At 71.0% G+C, this 18239-nt stretch carries 13 protein-coding genes; 4 read left to right on the top strand and 9 right to left on the bottom strand.

Features of this window, described 5'->3' with window-relative positions:
* The first annotated feature begins 31 nt into the window (after positions 1 to 31).
* Both BLQ14_RS11405 and BLQ14_RS11400 read left to right on the top strand, forming a co-directional pair.
* Positions 32 to 2086 carry a hydantoinase/oxoprolinase family protein gene (locus BLQ14_RS11405; protein WP_092500697.1) on the top strand — a complete coding sequence of 685 codons (2055 nt, stop codon included), beginning with the start codon at positions 32 to 34 and terminating at the stop codon, positions 2084 to 2086.
* The gene (locus BLQ14_RS11400) at positions 2083 to 3837 is read left to right on the top strand and encodes a hydantoinase B/oxoprolinase family protein (protein WP_092500696.1); all 1755 of its coding nucleotides are present in this window, start codon (positions 2083 to 2085) and stop codon (positions 3835 to 3837) included. The genes BLQ14_RS11405 and BLQ14_RS11400 overlap by 4 nt, the downstream gene beginning before the upstream one ends.
* A 92-nt stretch (positions 3838 to 3929) precedes the next feature.
* Here the strand turns inward: BLQ14_RS11400 and putA are convergent, their stop codons facing one another.
* Positions 3930 to 7415, bottom strand: coding sequence for a bifunctional proline dehydrogenase/L-glutamate gamma-semialdehyde dehydrogenase PutA (gene putA / locus BLQ14_RS11395; RefSeq protein WP_092500695.1), 3486 nt, complete (start codon positions 7413 to 7415; stop codon positions 3930 to 3932).
* A gap of 141 nt (positions 7416 to 7556) precedes the next feature.
* Here putA and BLQ14_RS11390 point away from each other — a divergent pair, with 141 nt between their 5' ends.
* Positions 7557 to 8018, top strand: a complete 462-nt coding sequence (locus BLQ14_RS11390; protein ID WP_092500694.1) for an Lrp/AsnC family transcriptional regulator — start codon at positions 7557 to 7559, stop codon at positions 8016 to 8018.
* Between the two features lie 14 nt (positions 8019 to 8032).
* Here the strand turns inward: BLQ14_RS11390 and BLQ14_RS15545 are convergent, their stop codons facing one another.
* Entirely contained in the window at positions 8033 to 10057 is a 2025-nt protein-coding gene (locus BLQ14_RS15545; RefSeq protein WP_245657089.1) for a LysM peptidoglycan-binding domain-containing protein, read from the bottom strand.
* A gap of 117 nt (positions 10058 to 10174) precedes the next feature.
* On the opposite strand from BLQ14_RS15545, the gene BLQ14_RS11380 reads away from it, so the two are divergent.
* A complete protein-coding gene (locus BLQ14_RS11380; protein ID WP_092500693.1) occupies positions 10175 to 10729 on the top strand; it encodes an LOG family protein in 555 nt (184 codons plus the stop codon).
* On the opposite strand, the gene rarD is transcribed toward BLQ14_RS11380, so the two are convergent.
* From rarD to BLQ14_RS11345, 7 genes are all read right to left on the bottom strand, one after another.
* A complete protein-coding gene (gene rarD, locus BLQ14_RS11375) occupies positions 10666 to 11607 on the bottom strand; it encodes an EamA family transporter RarD (RefSeq protein ID WP_092500880.1) in 942 nt (313 codons plus the stop codon). The genes BLQ14_RS11380 and rarD overlap by 64 nt on opposite strands.
* Positions 11608 to 11707: 100 nt before the next feature.
* The gene (locus tag BLQ14_RS11370; protein WP_092500692.1) at positions 11708 to 12316 is read right to left on the bottom strand and encodes a superoxide dismutase; all 609 of its coding nucleotides are present in this window, start codon (positions 12314 to 12316) and stop codon (positions 11708 to 11710) included.
* A 105-nt stretch (positions 12317 to 12421) separates the two neighbouring features.
* Positions 12422 to 12991 (bottom strand): sarcosine oxidase subunit gamma, encoded by a 570-nt coding sequence (locus BLQ14_RS11365; protein ID WP_092500691.1) that lies wholly within the window; start codon positions 12989 to 12991, stop codon positions 12422 to 12424.
* A gap of 1 nt (position 12992) precedes the next feature.
* Positions 12993 to 15995 (bottom strand): sarcosine oxidase subunit alpha family protein, encoded by a 3003-nt coding sequence (locus tag BLQ14_RS11360; protein ID WP_092500690.1) that lies wholly within the window; start codon positions 15993 to 15995, stop codon positions 12993 to 12995.
* Between the two features lie 85 nt (positions 15996 to 16080).
* A complete protein-coding gene (locus BLQ14_RS11355) occupies positions 16081 to 16410 on the bottom strand; it encodes a sarcosine oxidase subunit delta (protein ID WP_092500689.1) in 330 nt (109 codons plus the stop codon).
* A 4-nt stretch (positions 16411 to 16414) separates the two neighbouring features.
* Positions 16415 to 16936 carry a hypothetical protein gene (locus BLQ14_RS11350; RefSeq protein WP_092500688.1) on the bottom strand — a complete coding sequence of 174 codons (522 nt, stop codon included), beginning with the start codon at positions 16934 to 16936 and terminating at the stop codon, positions 16415 to 16417.
* Entirely contained in the window at positions 16936 to 18180 is a 1245-nt protein-coding gene (locus BLQ14_RS11345) for a sarcosine oxidase subunit beta family protein (protein WP_092500687.1), read from the bottom strand. Before BLQ14_RS11345 ends, BLQ14_RS11350 begins: the two co-directional genes overlap by 1 nt.
* Between the last annotated feature and the right edge of the window lie 59 nt (positions 18181 to 18239).

Genomic DNA, 18239 nt, shown 5'->3' with positions numbered 1-18239 from the left:
TCAACCCCGGGCGAAGCGGGAGCACCGGGCAATGGAGCGATCGGGGGGCAAGGTGGTGGGCGTCGATGTGGGCGGCACCTTCACCGATCTTCTCGAGCTTGACACGTCAACCGGCGCGGTGCGGCTCGCCAAGGTGCCCTCGACGCCCGAGAATCAGGCCTTCGGCGTGATGGACGCGCTCGCCGCCGCGGGGGTCGATCTTTCCGCCGTCGATCTGATCGTGCATGGCACCACCACCACCACGAACGCGGTGCTCGAGCGCAAGCTTGCCCGCACCGGGCTCATCACCACCGAGGGCTTCCGCGACATCCTCGAGCTCGGCCGGCGCACCCGCCCGCAGCCCTACGGGATGACCGGCAGCTTCGAGCCGGTCATTCCCCGCGATCTGCGCCTCGAGGTGCCCGAGCGGATGGATGCCGAGGGCAACGTGCTGGTCCCGCTCGACGAAGCGGCGGTGGAAGCTGCGGCGCGCGCGCTTCTCGAGAGGGGCTGCGAGTCGGTCGTGGTGCATTTCCTGCACGCCTACACCAACCCCGCCCATGAGCGGCGGGCGGGCGAGATCATCGGGCGGCTCTGGCCCAACGGCCACATCACGCTTGGCCATGAGCTTCTGAGCGAAAGCCGCGAGTTCGAGCGCGGGGTGACGGCGGCCGTCAACGCCGCCGTTCAGCCGATTCTGGAGCGCTACATCGCCCGGCTCCGCGACGAGCTCGCACGCGGCGGCTACGGCGGCGAGCTTCTGGTGATGAACGGCAATGGCGGCATGGTCTCGGGCCGCGCCGTGGCGCGCGAGGCCGCGAAGACGGTGATGTCGGGCCCGGCCTCGGGCGTGATGGCCGCAGCCTACACGGGGCGCATCGCCGGCATCCCCGATCTCATCACCTATGACATGGGCGGCACCTCCACCGATGTGGCGCTGGTGCGCGGCGCCGAGCCTGCCGTCTCGAGCGAGATCGAGCTCGAATACGCCATGCCCATCCATGTGCCGATGGTTGATGTGCGCACCATCGGCGCGGGCGGCGGCTCGATCGCGCGGGTCAATGCCGCAGGCCTTCTCGAGGTGGGCCCGGAGAGCGCCGGCGCCGACCCCGGCCCCATCTGCTACGGCCGGGGCGGGCGCGCGCCGACGATCTCGGACGCAAACCTCCTCCTCGGCCGGCTCGACCCCGCCAGCCTGCCGGTGGAAGGCGGGGTGGATGTGGAGGAGGTGCGCGCCATCTTCGCCGAGACCCTCGGCGCCCCGCTCGGGCTTGACGCCGTGGAGGCCGCCGCCGCCGTGATCTGCATTGCCAACATGCGCATGGCCGGGGCGATCCGCATGGTCTCGCTCTCGCTCGGCGCCGATCCGCGCGACTTCGCTCTCTTCGCCTTCGGCGGCGCGGGGCCGCTGCATGCCTGCGCGCTTGCCCGCGAACTTGGCCTGCCGCGCGTGCTGGTGCCGGGCCGGCCGGGCATCACCAACGCCATCGGCTGCGTGGTGGCCGATCTGCGCCACGACTTCGTGCAGACGCTGAACACGCCCCTTGACGCGCTCGCCCCCGGCGCGCTCGCCGAGGTCTTCGCCGCGCAGGCGGCCGAGGGCGAGCGGCTTCTGGCGGCAGAGCGCGTGGCGCTCACCGGCATCCGGCATGTGCGCTCGGTGGAGATGCAGTTCTCGGGCCAGACGCATCTTCTGCGCGTGCCGGTCGATGACCCCGCCATCAGGCCCGAGGCGCTGCGCGCGCGCTTTGACGAGGTCTATTTCGAGCGCTTCCGCGTGCGCCTGCCCGAGATCCGCGCCCATGTCGTCAACGTCAACACCTCGGTTATCGGGGCGCGCCCGCCGCTCGACCTTTCCACCCTCATCGACCCCGCCGGCCGCGCGGCAACGCTCAGGGAGGCGCAGACCGGCACGCGGCCGGTGCATTTCGAGGGCGCGTGGCGCGACACGCCCGTCTTTCGCCGCGAGCGTCTGCCGCTTGCGGCGGAAATCACCGGGCCTGCGGTGATCGAGCAGATGGACACGACGATTCTGCTCGCCCCCGGCGACCGGGCGCGGAGCGACGCGATGGGCAATCTCGTCATCGGGATCGGAGGCGCGGCATGAAGGGCGCGCTCGACCCGATCACGCTGTCGGTCATTCAGGCGGGGCTTGCGCAGGTTTGCGACGAGATGGATCTGGCCTTCTCCCGCGCTGCCTTCTCGCCGGTGATCGCAGAGGCCAATGACCGCTCCGACGGCATCTATGCCGCCGAGGACGGCGCGCTGATCGCGCAAGGTGTGGGGGGCCTGCCCGTCTTCGTCGGCACGATGCAGGAATCGACGCGCATTCTCATCGAGCGCATCCGCAAGGGCCTGACCGCCCCGCCCGAGCCGGAGGACATCTACATCGTCAACGACCCCTACCTCGGCGGCACGCATCTGATGGATGTGCGTTTTGCCAAGCCCTTCTTCCGGCAGGGGCGGCTCTTTGCGTGGCTGTCGAACACCGGCCACTGGCCCGACATGGGCGGCGCGGTGCCGGGGGGATTTTCGGCCTCGGCCACGGCGGTGGAGCAGGAGGGGCTGCGCCTGCCGCCCGTCAAGCTCTTCAAGCGCGGCGAGATGGATGGCGAAATCTACGCGATCATCTGCTCCAACATCCGCATCCCCGAACAGCGCATCGGCGACGTGCGCGCCCAGGCCGCCGCGCTTCACGTGGGCGAGGCGCGGCTTCATGCGCTGATGGACCGCTATGGCGACGAGACGGTGGCCGCGGCCATCGCCGAGCTCAAGGCGCGCGCGGCGCGCCAGATGCGCGCGGCGATCGCGGAAATCCCCACGGGGCGCTTCGAGGGCGTGGCATGGGTGGACAGCGACGGGGTGGTGAACGAGCCCTTGGCCATCCGCCTCGCCGTGGAGCGGCGCGGGGAGGATCTGCACTTCGACTTCACCGGCTCCGCCCCGCCCTGCCGGGGGCCGATGAACTCGGTGCGCGCAACGACGCTCTCGTCGGTCTATCTCGCCATGCGGCACATCTTCCCCGAGGTGCCGATCTCGGCGGGCGCCTTTCAGCCCCTGCATGTGGCGGGGATCGAGGGCACGTTTCTCGATGCGCGCTATCCCCGCCCCGTCTCGGGCTGCGCGGCGGAGGTGAGCCAGCGCATCGCCGAGGCGGTCTTTGCCGCGCTCGTCAAGGCCATCCCCGGCAGGGTCACCGCCGCGCCTGCCGGCACCTCGGGCAATTTCGCCCTCGGCGGGCACGACCCCGCGCGCGGGCAGGACTATGTGATGTACCAGCTCTCCGGCGGCGGCTACGGCGGCAATGCCGACCATGACGGGCTGACCAACGGCTGCTCGACCATCGGCATCTCCAAGGCGCCGCCGATCGAGATCATGGAGGCGCGCTTTCCCGTCCTCTACCGCCGCTACGCGCTGCGCGAGGGCTCGGGCGGGGCCGGGCGGCACCGCGGCGGCTTCGGGGTGGATTACGAGGTGGAACTGCGGCGCGGGACGGCGCAGGCGAGCTTCGTGATGGATCACGGCCGTTTCGGCCCGCAGGGCGTGCTCGGCGGGCTCGACGGGGCGGTGAACGAGGTGACCGTCTGGCAGGGCGGCGTGGCGCATGTGCCCGAGCATCTGTCGAAGGCGCAGGACATCCCGCTCTCGCCCGGCGACCGGGTGCGGGTGAAGACGCCCGGCGGCGGCGGCTATGGCGACCCGCTCACGCGCGATCCGGCGGCGGTGGCACGCGACGTGGCGCTCGGGCGCTACACGGTGGAGGAGGCGGCCCGGCTCTTCGGCGTAATCGTGAGGGGCGCGCCGCCGGAGGTCGATCAGGCGGCAACCGAGGCGCTGCGCGCCCGCGCAGGCGGCTGAGCGGGGCAAGGGGGCTGCCGCCCCCTCTGCCGCTTCGCGGCATTCACCCCCGCGGGCATTTGCACCCAGGATGATGAAGCCCGTCGCTCATTTCAGTCATCGCCGGCGGCGGCGAGAAGGCGCGCGTTGCCGCCCGCGGCGGTGGTGTCGATGCACAGGTGCCGCTCGACCATGCTCCACGGCCCCGGATCGCGCGCCGAGACGAGCGGCACGATCGGCCCCTTGCGCGCGGCGAGCGCGCGGGCGGCGGCGCGCATGTCGGCCTCGTCGGACCAGAGCGCGACGGCGGCGATGCCGCTCAGCGTGGTCAGTGCCGCGCGGTCGAGCAGGCCATCGAGCGCACCGGGCCCGCGCACGCCGGGGGCGACCAGGACCGCCGCGGCGCCTGCGGCGCGGGCGGCGCGGGCCTGGATCTCGGCCGCGCGCGCGGTGGGGCCGAGGCAGAGCACGACGCCGCGGCCATGGAGCGAGAGGCGGTTCGACTCGCCGGTCGGGCCGGGCATGTCGAAGCTCGCGACCGGGCCGGGCTCGGGGCGGGCGGCGTCGATCAGCGCCTGCACCGCCGAAGGCTCGGCCTGGGCGCCTGCGACGGGCGCCATCGTCACCGTGGGGCTGGCGGCGAGGCGCTCCACGTAATGCGGGCCGCCCGCCTTGGGGCCGGTGCCCGAGAGCCCCTCGCCGCCGAAGGGCTGGGAGCCCACAACCGCGCCGATCTGGTTGCGGTTGATGTAGAGGTTGCCGACCCTGAGCCGGCTTGTGACCGCCTCCACCCGGTCATCGATGCGGCTGTGCATGCCGAAGGTGAGTCCGTAGCCGCGCGCGTTGATCGCCTCGACGACCGACTCGAGCTCCTCGGCGGCGAAGCGCGCCACATGGAGGACAGGGCCGAACACCTCGCGTTCGAGATCGGCGATGCCCCCGGGCAGGTCGATGAGCGTTGGCGCCACGAAATGGCCCTCTGGGGGTGCGGCGAGCTCATGGAGGATGCGCCCCTCGGCGCGGGCGGCCTCGATATGCGCGAGAATGTCGGCCCGCGCCGCGGCGGTGATCACGGGGCCGACGTCGGTTGCCGGCTCCCACGGGTCGCCGAGGCGAAGCTCGTCCATCGCGCCCGTGAGCATCTCAAGGATGTCGTCGGCCACGTCGCGCTGGAGGTAGAGCATCCTGAGCGCCGAGCAGCGCTGGCCGGCGGAGCGGAAGGCGGAGGTGACAATGTCGCGCACGGCCTGCTCGGGCAGGGCGGTGGAATCGACGACCATGGCGTTGAGCCCGCCGGTTTCGGCGATGAGGAGCGCGTCGGGCTCGGCCGCCTCGGCAAGGCCCTGCGCGATGCGCCGGGCGGTGGCGGTCGAGCCGGTGAAGACGACGCCATTGGTGCGCGCGTCGGCCACCAGCCGCGCGCCGATCTCGGCGCCCGCGCCGGGCAGGAATTGCAGCGCCGGGCGCGGCACCCCGGCCCGGTGCAGAAGCTCCACGGCGCGGTGGGCGATGAGCGGCGTGGTCTCGGCGGGCTTGGCGATCACCGCATTGCCGGCGGCAAGGGCGCCCGCGATCTGGCCGGTGAAGATGGCGAGCGGGAAGTTCCACGGCGAAATCGCCACGATGCGCCCGCGCGGCGGGGCCTCGAGCTCGCGTCCGCGGGCGGCGTAGTAGCGCAGGAAATCCACCGCCTCGCGCAGCTCGGCCACGGCATCGAGAAGCGTCTTGCCGGCCTCGCGGGCGCAAAGCGCGTAGAACTCGCCGAAGTGCTCTTCGTAGAGGTCGGCGGCGCGGTTGAGCACCTCGGCGCGCCGGGCCGGGCTCGCGCGCCAGGGCCGGGCGGCGGCCAGCGCGCGGGCGGCATCGGCGGGCGTGGCCTCGATCACCTCGCCGGGGCAGTCCCCGGGGCGCGCGGGATTTTCCACCGGCTGGGGTGGGCGGCCCTCGGCCGTGCCGGTGGCGAGGATCGGGGCGGCGCGCCAGCGGGCGGTGGCGAAGGGTGCGCGGGCGGCCTCGATGCGGGCCATCTCGGCGCGGTCGTGCAGGTCATGGCCGCGACTGTTGACGCGCTCGGGCGCGAACAGCGCCTCGGGCGGGGTGACGGCGGGGTTGGGCGTGCCGAGGCGGGGATGCTCGAAGGGGTCGGCGCAAACCTCCTCGGGCGGCACCGACTCGTCGACGATGCGGTGCACGAAGCTCGAGTTGGCGCCGTTTTCGAGAAGCCGGCGCACCAGATAGGCCAGAAGGTCGCGGTGCCGGCCCACGGGGGCGTAGATGCGGCAGCGGGTGCCGGCCTCGCGCATCACCAGATCATGGAGCGCCGCCCCCATGCCGTGCAGGCGCTGGAACTCGAAGTCGCGCCGGTCGCCGGCAAGCTCCAGAACGGTGGCGACGGTATGGGCGTTGTGGGTGGCGAATTGCGGGTAGAGCCGGTCGGCCATGCGCAAAAGCCGCGCCGCGCAGGCCAGATAGCTCACATCGGTCGAGACCTTGCGGGTGAAGACGGGAAAGCCCGGCAGCCCCTCCACCTGGGCGCGCTTGATCTCGCTGTCCCAGTAGGCGCCCTTCACGAGCCGCACCATGAGCCGCTGCCCGCGCGCCCGCGCCAGCTCGTGGAGCCAGTCGAGAAGCGGCGAAGCTCGCCGGCCATAGGCCTGCACGACGACGCCGAAACCCTCCCAGCCGGAAAGCTCGGGCTCGTCCAGAACCGCCTCGATGACGTCGAGGGAAAGCTCCAGCCGGTCGGCCTCCTCTGCGTCGATGTTGAAGCCGATGTTGGCGGCCGCGGCGATGCGCGCAAGATGGGCCACGCGCGGGACGAGCTCGGCCATCACCCTGTCCTTCTGGGTTTCCTCGTAGCGGGGGTGAAGGGCCGAGAGCTTGACCGAGATGCCGGGGGCGGAGACCACCTCCGCCCCGCCGCCGGCCTCGGCCGAGATCGCCTCGATCGCGGTCTCGTACGACCTGAAATACGCCTCGGCATCGGCCGCGGTGCGCGCCGCCTCGCCCAGCATGTCATAGGAGTGGGTGTAGCCGCGGGCCACGTCCTCGCGGGCGCGCGTGAGCGCCTCCCCGATGGTCTGGCCGAGCACGAACTGCGCGCCCATCTCGCGCATGGCGCGCGCCACCGCGGCGCGGATCACCGGCTCGCCCAGCCGGCGGATCGCGCCCTTCAGCACCTCGGCCACGCCTTCGCCCTCCCGAAGCACCTTGCCGGTGAGCATCAAGGCCCAGGTGGAGGCGTTGACGAGCGGCGAGGAGGAGCGGCCGAGGTGCCGCGCCCATTGCGAAGGCGCGATCTTGTCCTCGATCAGCGCGTCGATGGTCTCGGCATCGGGCACGCGCAAGAGCGCCTCGGCAAGGCACATCAGCGCCACGCCCTCGTCGGTGGAAAGCCCGTATTCAGCAAGGAACGCCTCCATCAGCCCCGGATGCGAGGCAACACGGATCGTCCTCACCCACTCCACGGCGCGGGCGGTCGCGGCGGCGCGGGTCTCGGGCGCGATGGCGGCGTCGGCGACAAGCTCGGCAATCAGCGCGCCTTCATCGCGGAAGTGACAGGCGCGAATCCGGTCGCGGCCGGGAGATGCGAGAGTCATGGCGAGAGCCTTTCCTCGAAGCCAGAATCGGGCAAGCCTGGGTGCAGTCTAACCCGGTCCGAAGCGGCTGTTTTCCTTGTTTTCGCGCTCTTGCAGTGTAATGGAATGAATATCCGCGACAAATGAGTGATTTCTCCTCACATGAAGCCACAAGACAGGAAACTTGACCGATGGGATCGGGCCATTCTCGACGCGCTCGCCCATGACGGGCGGATGTCGGTCACGGAACTTGCCCGGCGCATCGGCCTGTCGAAGACGCCAACCGGCGAGCGGCTCAAACGGCTTGTGGAGACGGGCGCGATCCGTGGCTTTCGCGCGGTCATCGACCCTGCCCTGCTCGAGCGTGAGCATGTCGCCTTCGTCGAGGTGCGCCTTTCCGACACCACCGAGGCCGCGCTCTCGGCCTTCAACGCCGCCGTCGGGCGCGTGCCCGAGATCGAGGAGTGCCACATGATCGCGGGCGCCTTCGACTACCTTCTGAAGGTACGCACCAAGGACATCCGCAGCTATCGGCAGGTGCTGGGCGAGGTGATCTCCGCCCTGCCCCATGTGGCCGCGACCTCGACCCATGTGAGCATGGAGGCGGTGAAGGAGACGGGCTGAGACTCGGCCCCGCCTCAGTTCGCCCCTTCTGCACGTTCGGGGATCTCGAGCGCGGGCACGGTGAAGACCTGGCCCGGATAGATCAGGTCGGGGTCACGGATCTGGTCGCGATTGGCCTCGAAGACATGCACATAGAGGATGCCGCGCCCGTAGTTCTTCCGCGCGATTCCCCAGAGCGTGTTTCCGGGCTGGACGGTCACCACCCGCGCGCGCGCGCCCTGTTCGGGCGGCTCGATGTCGCCCGCGAGCCGCGCCAGAAGCTCGGGCTCCTCGCGCTTGAAGGGCGTCTCGGCGCGCGAGATCACCCGGCCCTCGGCATCCACTTCGTCCACCCGCAGGGTATAGACGCCGGTGTCGACCTCGGGCAGCGCGGCCTGCCACTGCCCGTCGGGCGCGATGGGCGCGGTGAGCACGGGGCGGTTGTCGAGATAGATGCGCACGAAGGCGTTCCCCGCGCCGCGACCGGTGAGCGCGACCTCGCCGGCCGGGTCGTAGGAGATCGTGTCGATCATCACCGTCGAGACCTCCACCTCCTCGCCGCCGGGCTGGAGCACCCTCACCCCGCTGTCATCGGCCAGAAGCACGCGGGGCGCCGCCGGTGCCGCGCTCGCGGGCGCGGCGCCCTCGGCGGGGAGTGCCGGTGTTTCGGGGCGCGATCCGGCGGAAGGCGCGCCCGGCGCCTCAACCGAGGCCACCACCTCCGGTGCCGGGGCAGTGGCTGCGCCCGCCTCGGCTTTCGCTGCCGCCACCTCGGCGGGGCGCGCGGGCTCGCCGGAAGCCTGCGAAGGCACGTCGCCGCCCTCCTCTGCGGCAACCTCGGTTGCGTCGCCGCCCACCGCGCCGGTCGCAGGCTGTGCGGGCATGACCGACCCGGACCGGGCACCGCCGGCCGGGCGCGCATCTGCCGCGCCATCGGTCTGCGCCGCGGCAACGGTGGTTGCCGTCTCGCCCGTGGGTTCGGGCTCGAGTGCACCCGGCGCGGCCTGTGGCGCAGTCGCCGCCGTCTCCTCCTCCGTCTGGGGCGGGGTGCGGGGCGCGCCTTGCGGCGTTGCTGCGGTCATTGCCGCTGTCTCCTCGGCAGGCGCGACCGTAGCTGCCGCAGCAGGCCGATCCGCAACGGCCTCGGAGCGGGCGACCTCCATCGTATCCGCCGGCTCTTCCGCCTCTGCCGCTGCTTCGCCCGTCGCTGTGCTGCCTGTCTCCTCCGCAATCGCGGAGGGCTCGACGGAAGGCGCCGGTACTTCGCCACCCGCCCCGGCTTCGCGCCGTGCGGGAGGGGGCGGGAGCTCGGTATCGGCGGCCGGGGCCGCACCGCCCGCAGGCGGCAGGGGCGCCTCGGCCAGCGCGACGCGCTCGCCGCCCGGTTCCTCCCGCACAAGGGGCGGGGCGGTGCCGGCCAGCTGCGGCGCCTCGCCCGGAACCGGCGACTCCACCAGGCTCGGCGCGATGATCGCGGAGGCCTCGGAGGCGAGCTTGCGGCCGTCGGCGAGCTCGGCGCGGAGCGTCACGACGCGGGGCTGGGCCGAGGGCGCCACATCGAAGAAGGCGACAAAACCGCCGCTGCCATCGGCCTCGACCTCCCCGACGACCTCGCCGTCAAGCAGAACCGCCACACGCGCGCCCGGCGCCGCGCGCCCGGCCACGAGCGCCGCTCCTTCCGCGTCAACCCGCAGGATGTCGAAGCTCGGCGCCGCGGCGTCCGCCGCCTCGGTGGCGTCCCTTGTGGCGCCGCCGCCCCCGGCGGTCGCGGAGGGCGTGCGGGCCTTGTCACTCGCGGTCGGGCCGGCGTCACCGGCTCTTGCTGTCTCCGTGGGCGGGCCCGGGGGGGTGCTCCGGCGAGGTTCCACCTCTCCGCCGGCCGGGGCGGCGGACCCCGGCAGCGCGGCCTGCGGCGACGGCGTCACCGCGGCGGGCGGCTCGACCGGAGCCGTGGGATTGGCCATGCGCCAGCCCAGCGCGGCCGCAAGCGCGACCACCGCGGTGACGGCCGCGCCCACCGTCAGCCCTGCTCCGGCTCCCTTTCCGGTGAAGAACGCCATGACTGTTCTCCGTTTGCCCTGCGATACAGGAGAGGTGCTTGAGCCACAATAGCCCACGCCCTATCACTGCCCCCGTATCTCTGGCACCAAGGCAATCAGATAAAGGGATGTGCGCCCATGTCCATCACCGCATCCGTCTGCGTCTTCTGCGGCTCCCGCTCCGGGCATGATCCGGCCATCGCCGAGGAGGCGCTACGGCTCGGCGAGCTCATCGCCGCCAACGGCTGGCGGCTCGTCTATGGCGCCGGAGATGTGGGGATCATGGGGGTCGTGGCCAGCGCCGCGCAGGCCGCGGGTGGCCAGACGCTGGGCGTGATCCCGGTGCATCTGATGAAGCTCGAGCGCACGCGCGGCGATCGCGCGGGGCTTGTCGTCACCGAGACCATGCACGAGCGCAAGAAGGTGATGTTCATGAACTCCGACGCTATCGTGGTGCTGCCCGGTGGCGCGGGCACGCTCGACGAGTTCTTCGAGATTCTCACCTGGCGGCAGCTGCACCTGCACGGCAAGCCGATCTTCCTGCTCGATACCGGGGGCTTCTGGTCGCCGCTCATCGCGCTTCTCGACCATGTCATCGCCCAGGGCTTCGCCGATCCCTCGCTGAAGGATTACGTCGGGGTCGCCCCCTCCGCGGTGGCGCTCGAGGCGGAGCTGCGCGCCGCCCTGCCCTGACGGAGACTGTCGATCGAGTAGATCGCGAGTGCCGCCCAGATCAGCGGCAGCGCCATGGCGTGCCAGAAGGTCACGACCTCGCCGAAGACCAGCGTGGCGCACAGGAACTGCAGCGTCGGGTTGAGATACTGCACAAGCCCCACCGTTGCCATCGAGGCGTGGCGCGCGCCATAGGAAAACAGGATCAGCGGCAACGCGGTGATCGGGCCCGAGAACATCAGAAGCAGGCTGTCCGGCAGCGAGGCGCCGAAGGTGGCGAGGTTGCGCCCGACGATTCCGTTCCAGCCCTGCGCGTGCACGCCCCACAGCCACAGCGCCGCGAGCGGCGCCAGCAGCGCGACCTCGGCGGTGACCGAAGCCGTGGGTCCGGCCGCCATCCCCCGCTTGATGAGCGCATAGAAGCCGAAGGAGAACGCCAGCGCGAGCGGCACCACCGGCGCCGCGCCCAGGCCGATCGAGAGCACGGTGACGGCCAGCGCCGCAAGCGCCACCGCCACGCCCTGCGCCCGCCGCAGCCGCTCGCCGACGACCACCATGCCGAGGAGCACCACCACGAGCGGCAGGATGTAGTAGCCAAGGCTCGCCTCCACGCCGCGCCCCGTCTGCACCGCGTGGATGAAGAGAAACCAGTTCAGCGAGATCATCGCCGCCGCCGGCACCAGCTTGACGATGTCGCGGCTGAGAATCAGCGCCGGCACCAGCCGCAGCCGCCCCTGCAGCGCCAGAACGCCGCCGAAGAAGACCAGCGACCACAGCGTGCGGTGACTGAGCACCTCGAGCGGCGGCACATGGGCAAGAAGCTTGTAGTAGAGCGGCGAGAGGCCCCAGATGCTGCCCGCTCCCACAACCGCGAGAATGCCCTTCTGCGCCTCGTTCACCGCCCTCTCCATTGCTCAGGGCCGCCCCCGCCAGGGGACGGCCCCGAAACATGCCGCGCCGGCGCGCGCCATGGCGGCGTGCCGGCGCGCCGCTCCCGGCTCAGGCCGAGGCGAGCTTCTCGGCGACGTATTCCCAGTTCACCAGCCGGTTGACGAAATTCTCGAGATAGGCCGGCCGGCGGTTGCGGTAGTCGATGTAGTAGGAGTGCTCCCACACGTCGCAGCCCAGAAGCGCGGTCTGACCGAAGCACAGCGGGTTCACGCCGTTGGGCGTGCGCGTCACCTTGAGCCCGCCATCGGCGTCCTTGACCAGCCAGCACCAGCCCGAGCCGAACTGCGCCGCACCGGCGGCGGTAAACTGCTTCTTGAACTCATCGACCGAGCCGAAGGACTCGTTCAGCGCCTTCTCCAGCTCGCCCGGAATGCCGGTCTGCTTCGGGCTCATCATCTTCCAGAACTCGCAGTGGTTCCAGTACTGCGAGATGTTGTTGAAGATGCCGTTCTGTTCGACCGCGCCGTCCTGGTAGGTGCCGCGGATGATCTCCTCGGCCGACTTGCCCTCCCACTCGGTGCCGGCGATGAGCTTGTTGCCGTTGTCCACATAGGCCTTGTGGTGCAGGTCGTGGTGATACTCCAGCGTCTCCCGGCTCATGCCGAGGCTTTCAAGCGCGTCATGCGGGTAGGGAAGATCGGGAAGTTCGAAAGCCATCTGAGCCTCCATAATCTGGAATCCGGAACTTGTCTTTTTCGAGATGGACCTTAAGGCGCGGCGAAGGTCAAGGCGAAGCGCGCGAATTTGCGCCCCGCGTTCCTCTCATCGCGCGAACCAGCCCACCTCGCCGCCCGTCCGCGCCGCGGTGGCGAGCAGTTCGAACACGTAGTCAGCCACAGACCGGAACGCAATGATCTCGAAGCGATCCTCGCCCGACGGCCAGAACGCCGCCGGCACCTGCGCCAGCCGCGAGCGCCGCACCATGCCCGCCGGCAGCGCCTCGGGCGAGACATCGGCCGGGGTCAGCTTGGCCAGCACCTCGCGCGCGCTCTTGCCCGCCACGGCAAAGATCGCGCGCGCATCCGAGACATCGGCCGCAAGATGATGCGTGCCCTTCAGCGCCTTGCCCAGTTTCTCGAGCGCCTCGCCCACCTCCGCTTTTGGGCAGAGGATCAGGAGCTCATCGGGCGAGAACCACAGGATGGCGCGCTCGCCCTCCACCACCGCGCCGAGCCGGCCCGGAAAGGCCTTCACCCCCGCCGCCGCCATCGCCGCCGCCTGCAGCTTCTTCGCCGAAAGATCGCCCCGCAGGGTGATCATGCCGCGGGGGGCGAGCTCGCTGACCGAGCAGAAGCCCTCCGCACCGCGCCGCCTGTCGACCTTCACCAGCATCTCATGCTCTCCCCTTGGGCTCGTGGAAGACGGGCGAGACGATCCGCGCCTTGATGACCGTTCCGTCGCGGCGCGGAAAGTCGATGACCTCGCCCATCCGTTCGGGGCCGCGGCGCACGAGACCCAGCGCGATGCCGCGCTGGAGCGTGGGCGAGTAGTAGGTCGAGGTCACGCGGCCCTGGGTGCGGCGCTGGCCGTTGACGTTGACCCCCTCCTCCACCGCATAGGCGCCCTCGGGCAGCACCGAGCCGTCGAGCGTCTCGAGACCGACGAGCTTCCAGCGCTCGGGGTCGGTCATGTGCGGGCGCATCTGGGCGCGCTTGCCCAGATAGTCGGGCTTCTTCTTCGAGATCGCCCAGTCAAGGCCCAGATCCTGCGGAATCACCGTGCCGTCGGTCTCGTCGCCGATCATGATGAAGCCGACCTCGGCGCGCATCACATGCAGCGCCTCGGTGCCGTAGGGCATGATGCCGACGGGCTCGCCGGCGGCATGGAGCGCCTCCCACAGCTCAAGCCCCTGCCCCGCCGGCACCGCGATCTCGAAGCTCAGCTCGCCGGAGAAGGAGATGCGGAAGATGCGCACGTCGAAACCGCCAAGCGTGCCCTCCGCCCACCCCATGAAGGGCAGCGCCTCCTCGGAAACGTCCATGCCCCCCAGCGCCTCGAGCACATCGCGCGCCCTGGGGCCCACAACCCCGATCTGGGCATACTGCTCGGTGAGGTTGAGGGTGTAGACCTTCCAGTCCCACCACTCGGTCTGCAGCCATTCCTCCATGTGGGCGTGGATGCGGTCGGCCCCGCCAGTGGTGGTGTGGCACAGGAAGGTCTCCTCATCGAGCCGCGCCACGACGCCATCGTCGATGAGAAAGCCGTTCTCGTTGCACATGAGCCCATAGCGGCAGCGCCCCGGCTTCAGCGTGGACATCATGCCGGTGTAGAGCATGTCGAGGAAACGCCCCGCGTCCGGCCCCTTGACGAGGATCTTGCCGAGCGTGGAGGCATCGAGGAGCCCGACATTCGTGCGGGTGTTGGTGATCTCGCGGTTCACCGCCGCACGCTTGTCCTCGCCCGCGCGCAGATAGGTGTAGGGCCGGCGCCACTGGCCCACCGGCTCCCACACCGCGCCATGGGCCTCGTGCCAGCCGTGCATCGGCGTCTTGCGGATGGGCTGGAACAGCGGCCCCTTCGCCTCGCCCGCGATCGCCCCGAGCGTCACCGGCGACCAGGGCGGGCGGAAGGTGGTGGTGCCGACCTGCGGGATCGGCTCGGCAAGCGCCTGGGCGAGCACCGCGATGCCGTTGATGTTGGAGGTCTTGCCCTGGTCGGTGGCCATCCCGAGCGTGGTGTAGCGCTTGGTGTGCTCGACCGAGGTGTAGCCCTCGCGCGCGGCAAGCTCCACGTCGGAGACCTTCACGTCGTTCTGGTAGTCGAGGAAGGCCTTGGCGCGTTTCTCGGCACTCGCCCCCTGCGGCATCAGCCACAGCGCGCCGGACGGCCCGCGCGCCTCCGCCTCGGCCTTCGGCGCGGCCTTGCGGGTGGCGCTGTGGCCCGTCTCCTTCGCCGCGCGCCTGCCTGCCGCGTGGGCATCGGCGAGCACCTCGGCGGTGGTCACCGCGCCGCTCGAGCTGCCCGCGCAGATGACGAAGCCGGTGCCGTCGTGGCCGGTGGGCGGGCGGTCGGGATCAGGACGGAAGCAGTGCTCGGCCTCGTCCCAGAGGAGCTTGCCGCCGCAGTGCGACCACAGATGCACCGCCGGCGACCATCCCGCCGACATCGCCACGGCGTCGCAGGCGATGGTCTCGAGGGGCGCACCCTCGCCCGCGTGGGCGCAGACCACGACGCCGGTGACGCGCTTGCGGCCGAGCACCTTCGCCACGCCGCGCCCGGTCATCACCCTCAGCCCCAGCTCGCGGGCGCGGGTGGGCAGGGGCCCGTCGGCCTCGGCCCGCGCGTCCAGAATCGCCGGCACCTCGAGCCCCGCCTCCTTCAGCGCGATCGCGGTGCGGTAGGCATCGTCGTGGGCGGTGACAACGACGGTGCGGTCGCCCGGCGAGATCGCCCAGTTGACGAGATAATCGCGCACCGCCGAGGCCAGCATCACGCCGGGGACATCGTTGCCGGCAAAGGCAATGGGCCGCTCGATGGCGCCGATCGCCGAGACGATGCGGCGGGCGCGGATCTTCCACAGCCGGTGGCGCGGCGCGTCGGTGCCCGGAGCGTGGTCGGTGAGCCGCTCCCAGGCGAGGGCATAGCCGTGGTCGTAGACGCCCGCGCCCATGCAGCGGCGGCGCAGGCGCACGTTCTCCATCGCCTCGAGCTCGGCGATGGTGTCGGCGATCCATTCCTCGGCCGGCTTGCCGTCGATCACCGCGCCATCCACCGGCGCGCGCCCGCCCCAGTGCGCGGTCTGCTCGATCAGGAGCACCGAGGCGCCCGAGAGGCCGGCCGCGCGCGCCGCGGCAAGCCCTGCGATGCCCCCGCCCACCACCAGCACATCGACATGGGCATGGAAGTGTTCGTAGCGGTCGGGATCGGGCTCGGCGGGCGGGCGGCCCAGCCCTGCGGTGCGGCGGATCACCGGCTCGTAGAGCCGCTTCCAAGCCGCGCGCGGCCACATGAAGGTCTTGTAGTAGAAGCCCGCCGGGAAGAAGCGGGCGAGCCGGTTGTTGATGGCGCCGATGTCGAACTCGAGGCTCGGCCAGTGGTTCTGGCTCGTGGCCGCGAGCCCGTCGAAGAGCTCGGTCATGGTGGCGCGCTGGTTGGGCTCGAACTGCGCGCCGCTGCCGAGGCCCACGAGCGCGTTCGGCTCATCCGGGCCGGAGGCGAGGATGCCGCGCGGGCGGTGATACTTGAAGGAGCGGCCCACCAGCATTTGGCCGTTGGCCAGGAGCGCCGAGGCCAGCGTGTCGCCGGGGTGGCCGGCGAGGCGGCGGCCGTTGAAGGTGAACTCGAGGCGGCGGGAGCGGTCGATGAGCCGCCCGCCCGCGGCAAGGCGCGTGCTCATCGGCGGGCCCTCCCGGTGCGGGGCGGGGTGAGGCGCGCTGGCGCGCGCCTGCCTCCGGCGGGGGTATTTGAACCAGGATGATGGATCATTTCAGATCCCTCCACTGCCAGCCGGGGCGCTTTTCGCGGATCGTCTCGAGAAGCGCCTCGGGCGGTTCGGTCACTTGCGCGGGATAGGTGCCGAAGACCTCGAGCGTGGCGGTGTCGCGCGCGGCGTGGAACCACTTGCCGCAGCCCAGCGCGTGGCGCCAGCGCTCGAAATGCACGCCGCGCGGGTTCTCGCGCTCGAAGAGATAGGCCATGAATTCCTCGTCGGAGCTTTCGGGGCCGGCGCGGCGCAGATGCGCCTCGCCGCCGGGGGCGAGCTCGGTCTCGTCGGCCATCACGCCGCAATAGGGGCAGTGCAGGATCAGCATCGCCTCATCTCCTGTGCAGGTAGTCGTCGCGGCAGTGGAACATCGCGGCCACGGCCTCCTCGCGCTGCTCGAGGCTGACATTGACCGCGTCGCCCACTGCCGGAAGCTCGATGCGCATGGACGGGTTGCGCTCGATCGCCTCGTAGAAGCGCTGCGCGGCCGCGCCGAAGCCAATTCGCGTCTGCAGCTGGTTGCCGTTGCGGGTGGTGGCGAAGGCCATCGCCGTGCCGTCGGGAAAGCGGAACTGCATCGTCTGCCGGCCGCTGACCCGCGCCACCTGCGAGTGATGGGTGGCCAGATGGAGCGAGCGGCCGGGCAGCCAGTAGACGGTGAAAATGGTGCGCGCGCCCCGCAGGCTGCGGAAGCTGCCCTGCAGCGCGCAGGAGCCGGCGCGGTAGCGGCCGACGAGCGTGAAGTCGCCAAGGCGCAGCTGGTAGGTGTCGCCGAACTCGTCGTGGAAGGCGCGCGCCGGAGCGCCTGCCAGAAGCAGCAGCGTGGCGAGGGTGAGGGCCGCGCCCGCGCGCATCAGTGCGCCACCCCCGCGGCGACGGATTCGTCGATGAAGCGGCCTTCGCGGAAGCGGTTCAGCCCGAACTCGGCGGCGAGCGGGCTTTCGCCCTTGACCATCAGCTCGGCCATCGCCCAGCCCGAGCCGGGGATGGCCTTGAAGCCGCCGGTGCCCCAGCCGCAGTTGATGAAGATGTTCTCAACCGGCGTTTTCGAGATGATCGGCGAGCGGTCGCCGGTCATGTCCACGATCCCGCCCCACTGACGCAGCATCTTCAGCCGCGAGATGATCGGGAAGGTCTCGCACAGCGCGCGCACCGTCTCCTCGATGTGGTGGAAGGAGCCCCTCTGGGTGTAGTTATTGAAGCCGTCCGCGCCGCCGCCGATCACCATCTCGCCCTTGTCGGACTGGCTCATGTAGCCGTGCACGGTGTTGGCCATCACCACCACGTCCATGCAGGGCTTGACGGGCTCGGAGACCATCGCCTGCAGCGCCACGCTCTCGATGGGCAGGCGGAAGCCGGCCATCTGCGCGAGCACGCCCGAGTGCCCGGCAACGACGATGCCGAGCTTGTTGCAGCCGATGTCGCCGCGGGTGGTGCTCACCCCGGTGACGCGCCCGCCCTCGGTGCGGATGCCGGTGACCTCGCACCTCTGGATGATGTGCATGCCCATGTCCGAGCAGGCGCGCGCATAGCCCCAGGCCACCGCATCGTGGCGCGCGGTGCCGCCGCGCGGCTGCCAGAGCGCGCCGAGGACAGGATAGCGCGGGCCCTCGATGTTGATGATCGGGCAGAGCTCCTTCACGCGCTCGCGCCCGATGAATTCGGTTTCCACCCCCTGCAGCGCATTGGCCTCGGCGGTGCGCCTGTAGCCGCGCACCTCATGCTCGGTCTGGGCGAGCATCATCACCCCGCGGGGGCTGAACATCAGGTTGAAGTTCAGCTCCTGGCTCAGCGTCTCGTAGAGCGAGCGCGCCTTCTCATAGATCGCCGCGGAGGCATCCTGCAGGTAGTTGGAGCGGATGATGGTGGTGTTGCGCCCGGTGTTGCCGCCGCCAAGCCAGCCCTTCTCGAGCACCGCGACATTGGTGATGCCGAAGTTGCGGCCGAGGTAATAGGCGGTGGCAAGGCCGTGTCCGCCGGCGCCGACGATGATCACGTCGTAGCGCTCGCGCGGCTCGGGCGAGGCCCAGGCGCGCGGCCAGCCGGTGTGCTGGCGGAACGCCTCGCGGACGATGGCAAAGGCGGAATAGCGTTTCATGGACCGATCCCCCGGAGCTAGGGCCCCTCGCGCCCGGGGTATGCCGCGCGGGCGCGCGC

The organism is Meinhardsimonia xiamenensis (assembly GCF_900102905.1).
Classification (GTDB): domain Bacteria; phylum Pseudomonadota; class Alphaproteobacteria; order Rhodobacterales; family Rhodobacteraceae; genus Meinhardsimonia; species Meinhardsimonia xiamenensis.
This window is presented reverse-complemented; position numbering and strand designations above follow the sequence as displayed.

Excerpts from the sequence above, each read along its gene's own strand:
- BLQ14_RS11400 (WP_092500696.1), top strand. The coding sequence starts at position 2,083 with ATGAAGGGCGCGCTCGACCCGATCACGCTGTCGGTCATTCAGGCGGGG.
- BLQ14_RS15545 (WP_245657089.1), bottom strand. The coding sequence starts at position 10,057 with ATGGCGTTCTTCACCGGAAAGGGAGCCGGAGCAGGGCTGACGGTGGGC.
- BLQ14_RS11360 (WP_092500690.1), bottom strand. The coding sequence starts at position 15,995 with ATGAGCACGCGCCTTGCCGCGGGCGGGCGGCTCATCGACCGCTCCCGC.
- BLQ14_RS11370 (WP_092500692.1), bottom strand. The coding sequence starts at position 12,316 with ATGGCTTTCGAACTTCCCGATCTTCCCTACCCGCATGACGCGCTTGAA.
- BLQ14_RS11365 (WP_092500691.1), bottom strand. The coding sequence starts at position 12,991 with ATGCTGGTGAAGGTCGACAGGCGGCGCGGTGCGGAGGGCTTCTGCTCG.
- BLQ14_RS11390 (WP_092500694.1), top strand. The coding sequence starts at position 7,557 with ATGAAGCCACAAGACAGGAAACTTGACCGATGGGATCGGGCCATTCTC.
- BLQ14_RS11350 (WP_092500688.1), bottom strand. The coding sequence starts at position 16,936 with ATGCGCGCGGGCGCGGCCCTCACCCTCGCCACGCTGCTGCTTCTGGCA.
- BLQ14_RS11345 (WP_092500687.1), bottom strand. The coding sequence starts at position 18,180 with ATGAAACGCTATTCCGCCTTTGCCATCGTCCGCGAGGCGTTCCGCCAG.
- putA (WP_092500695.1), bottom strand. The coding sequence starts at position 7,415 with ATGACTCTCGCATCTCCCGGCCGCGACCGGATTCGCGCCTGTCACTTC.
- BLQ14_RS11380 (WP_092500693.1), top strand. The coding sequence starts at position 10,175 with ATGTCCATCACCGCATCCGTCTGCGTCTTCTGCGGCTCCCGCTCCGGG.
- BLQ14_RS11355 (WP_092500689.1), bottom strand. The coding sequence starts at position 16,410 with ATGCTGATCCTGCACTGCCCCTATTGCGGCGTGATGGCCGACGAGACC.
- BLQ14_RS11405 (WP_092500697.1), top strand. The coding sequence starts at position 32 with ATGGAGCGATCGGGGGGCAAGGTGGTGGGCGTCGATGTGGGCGGCACC.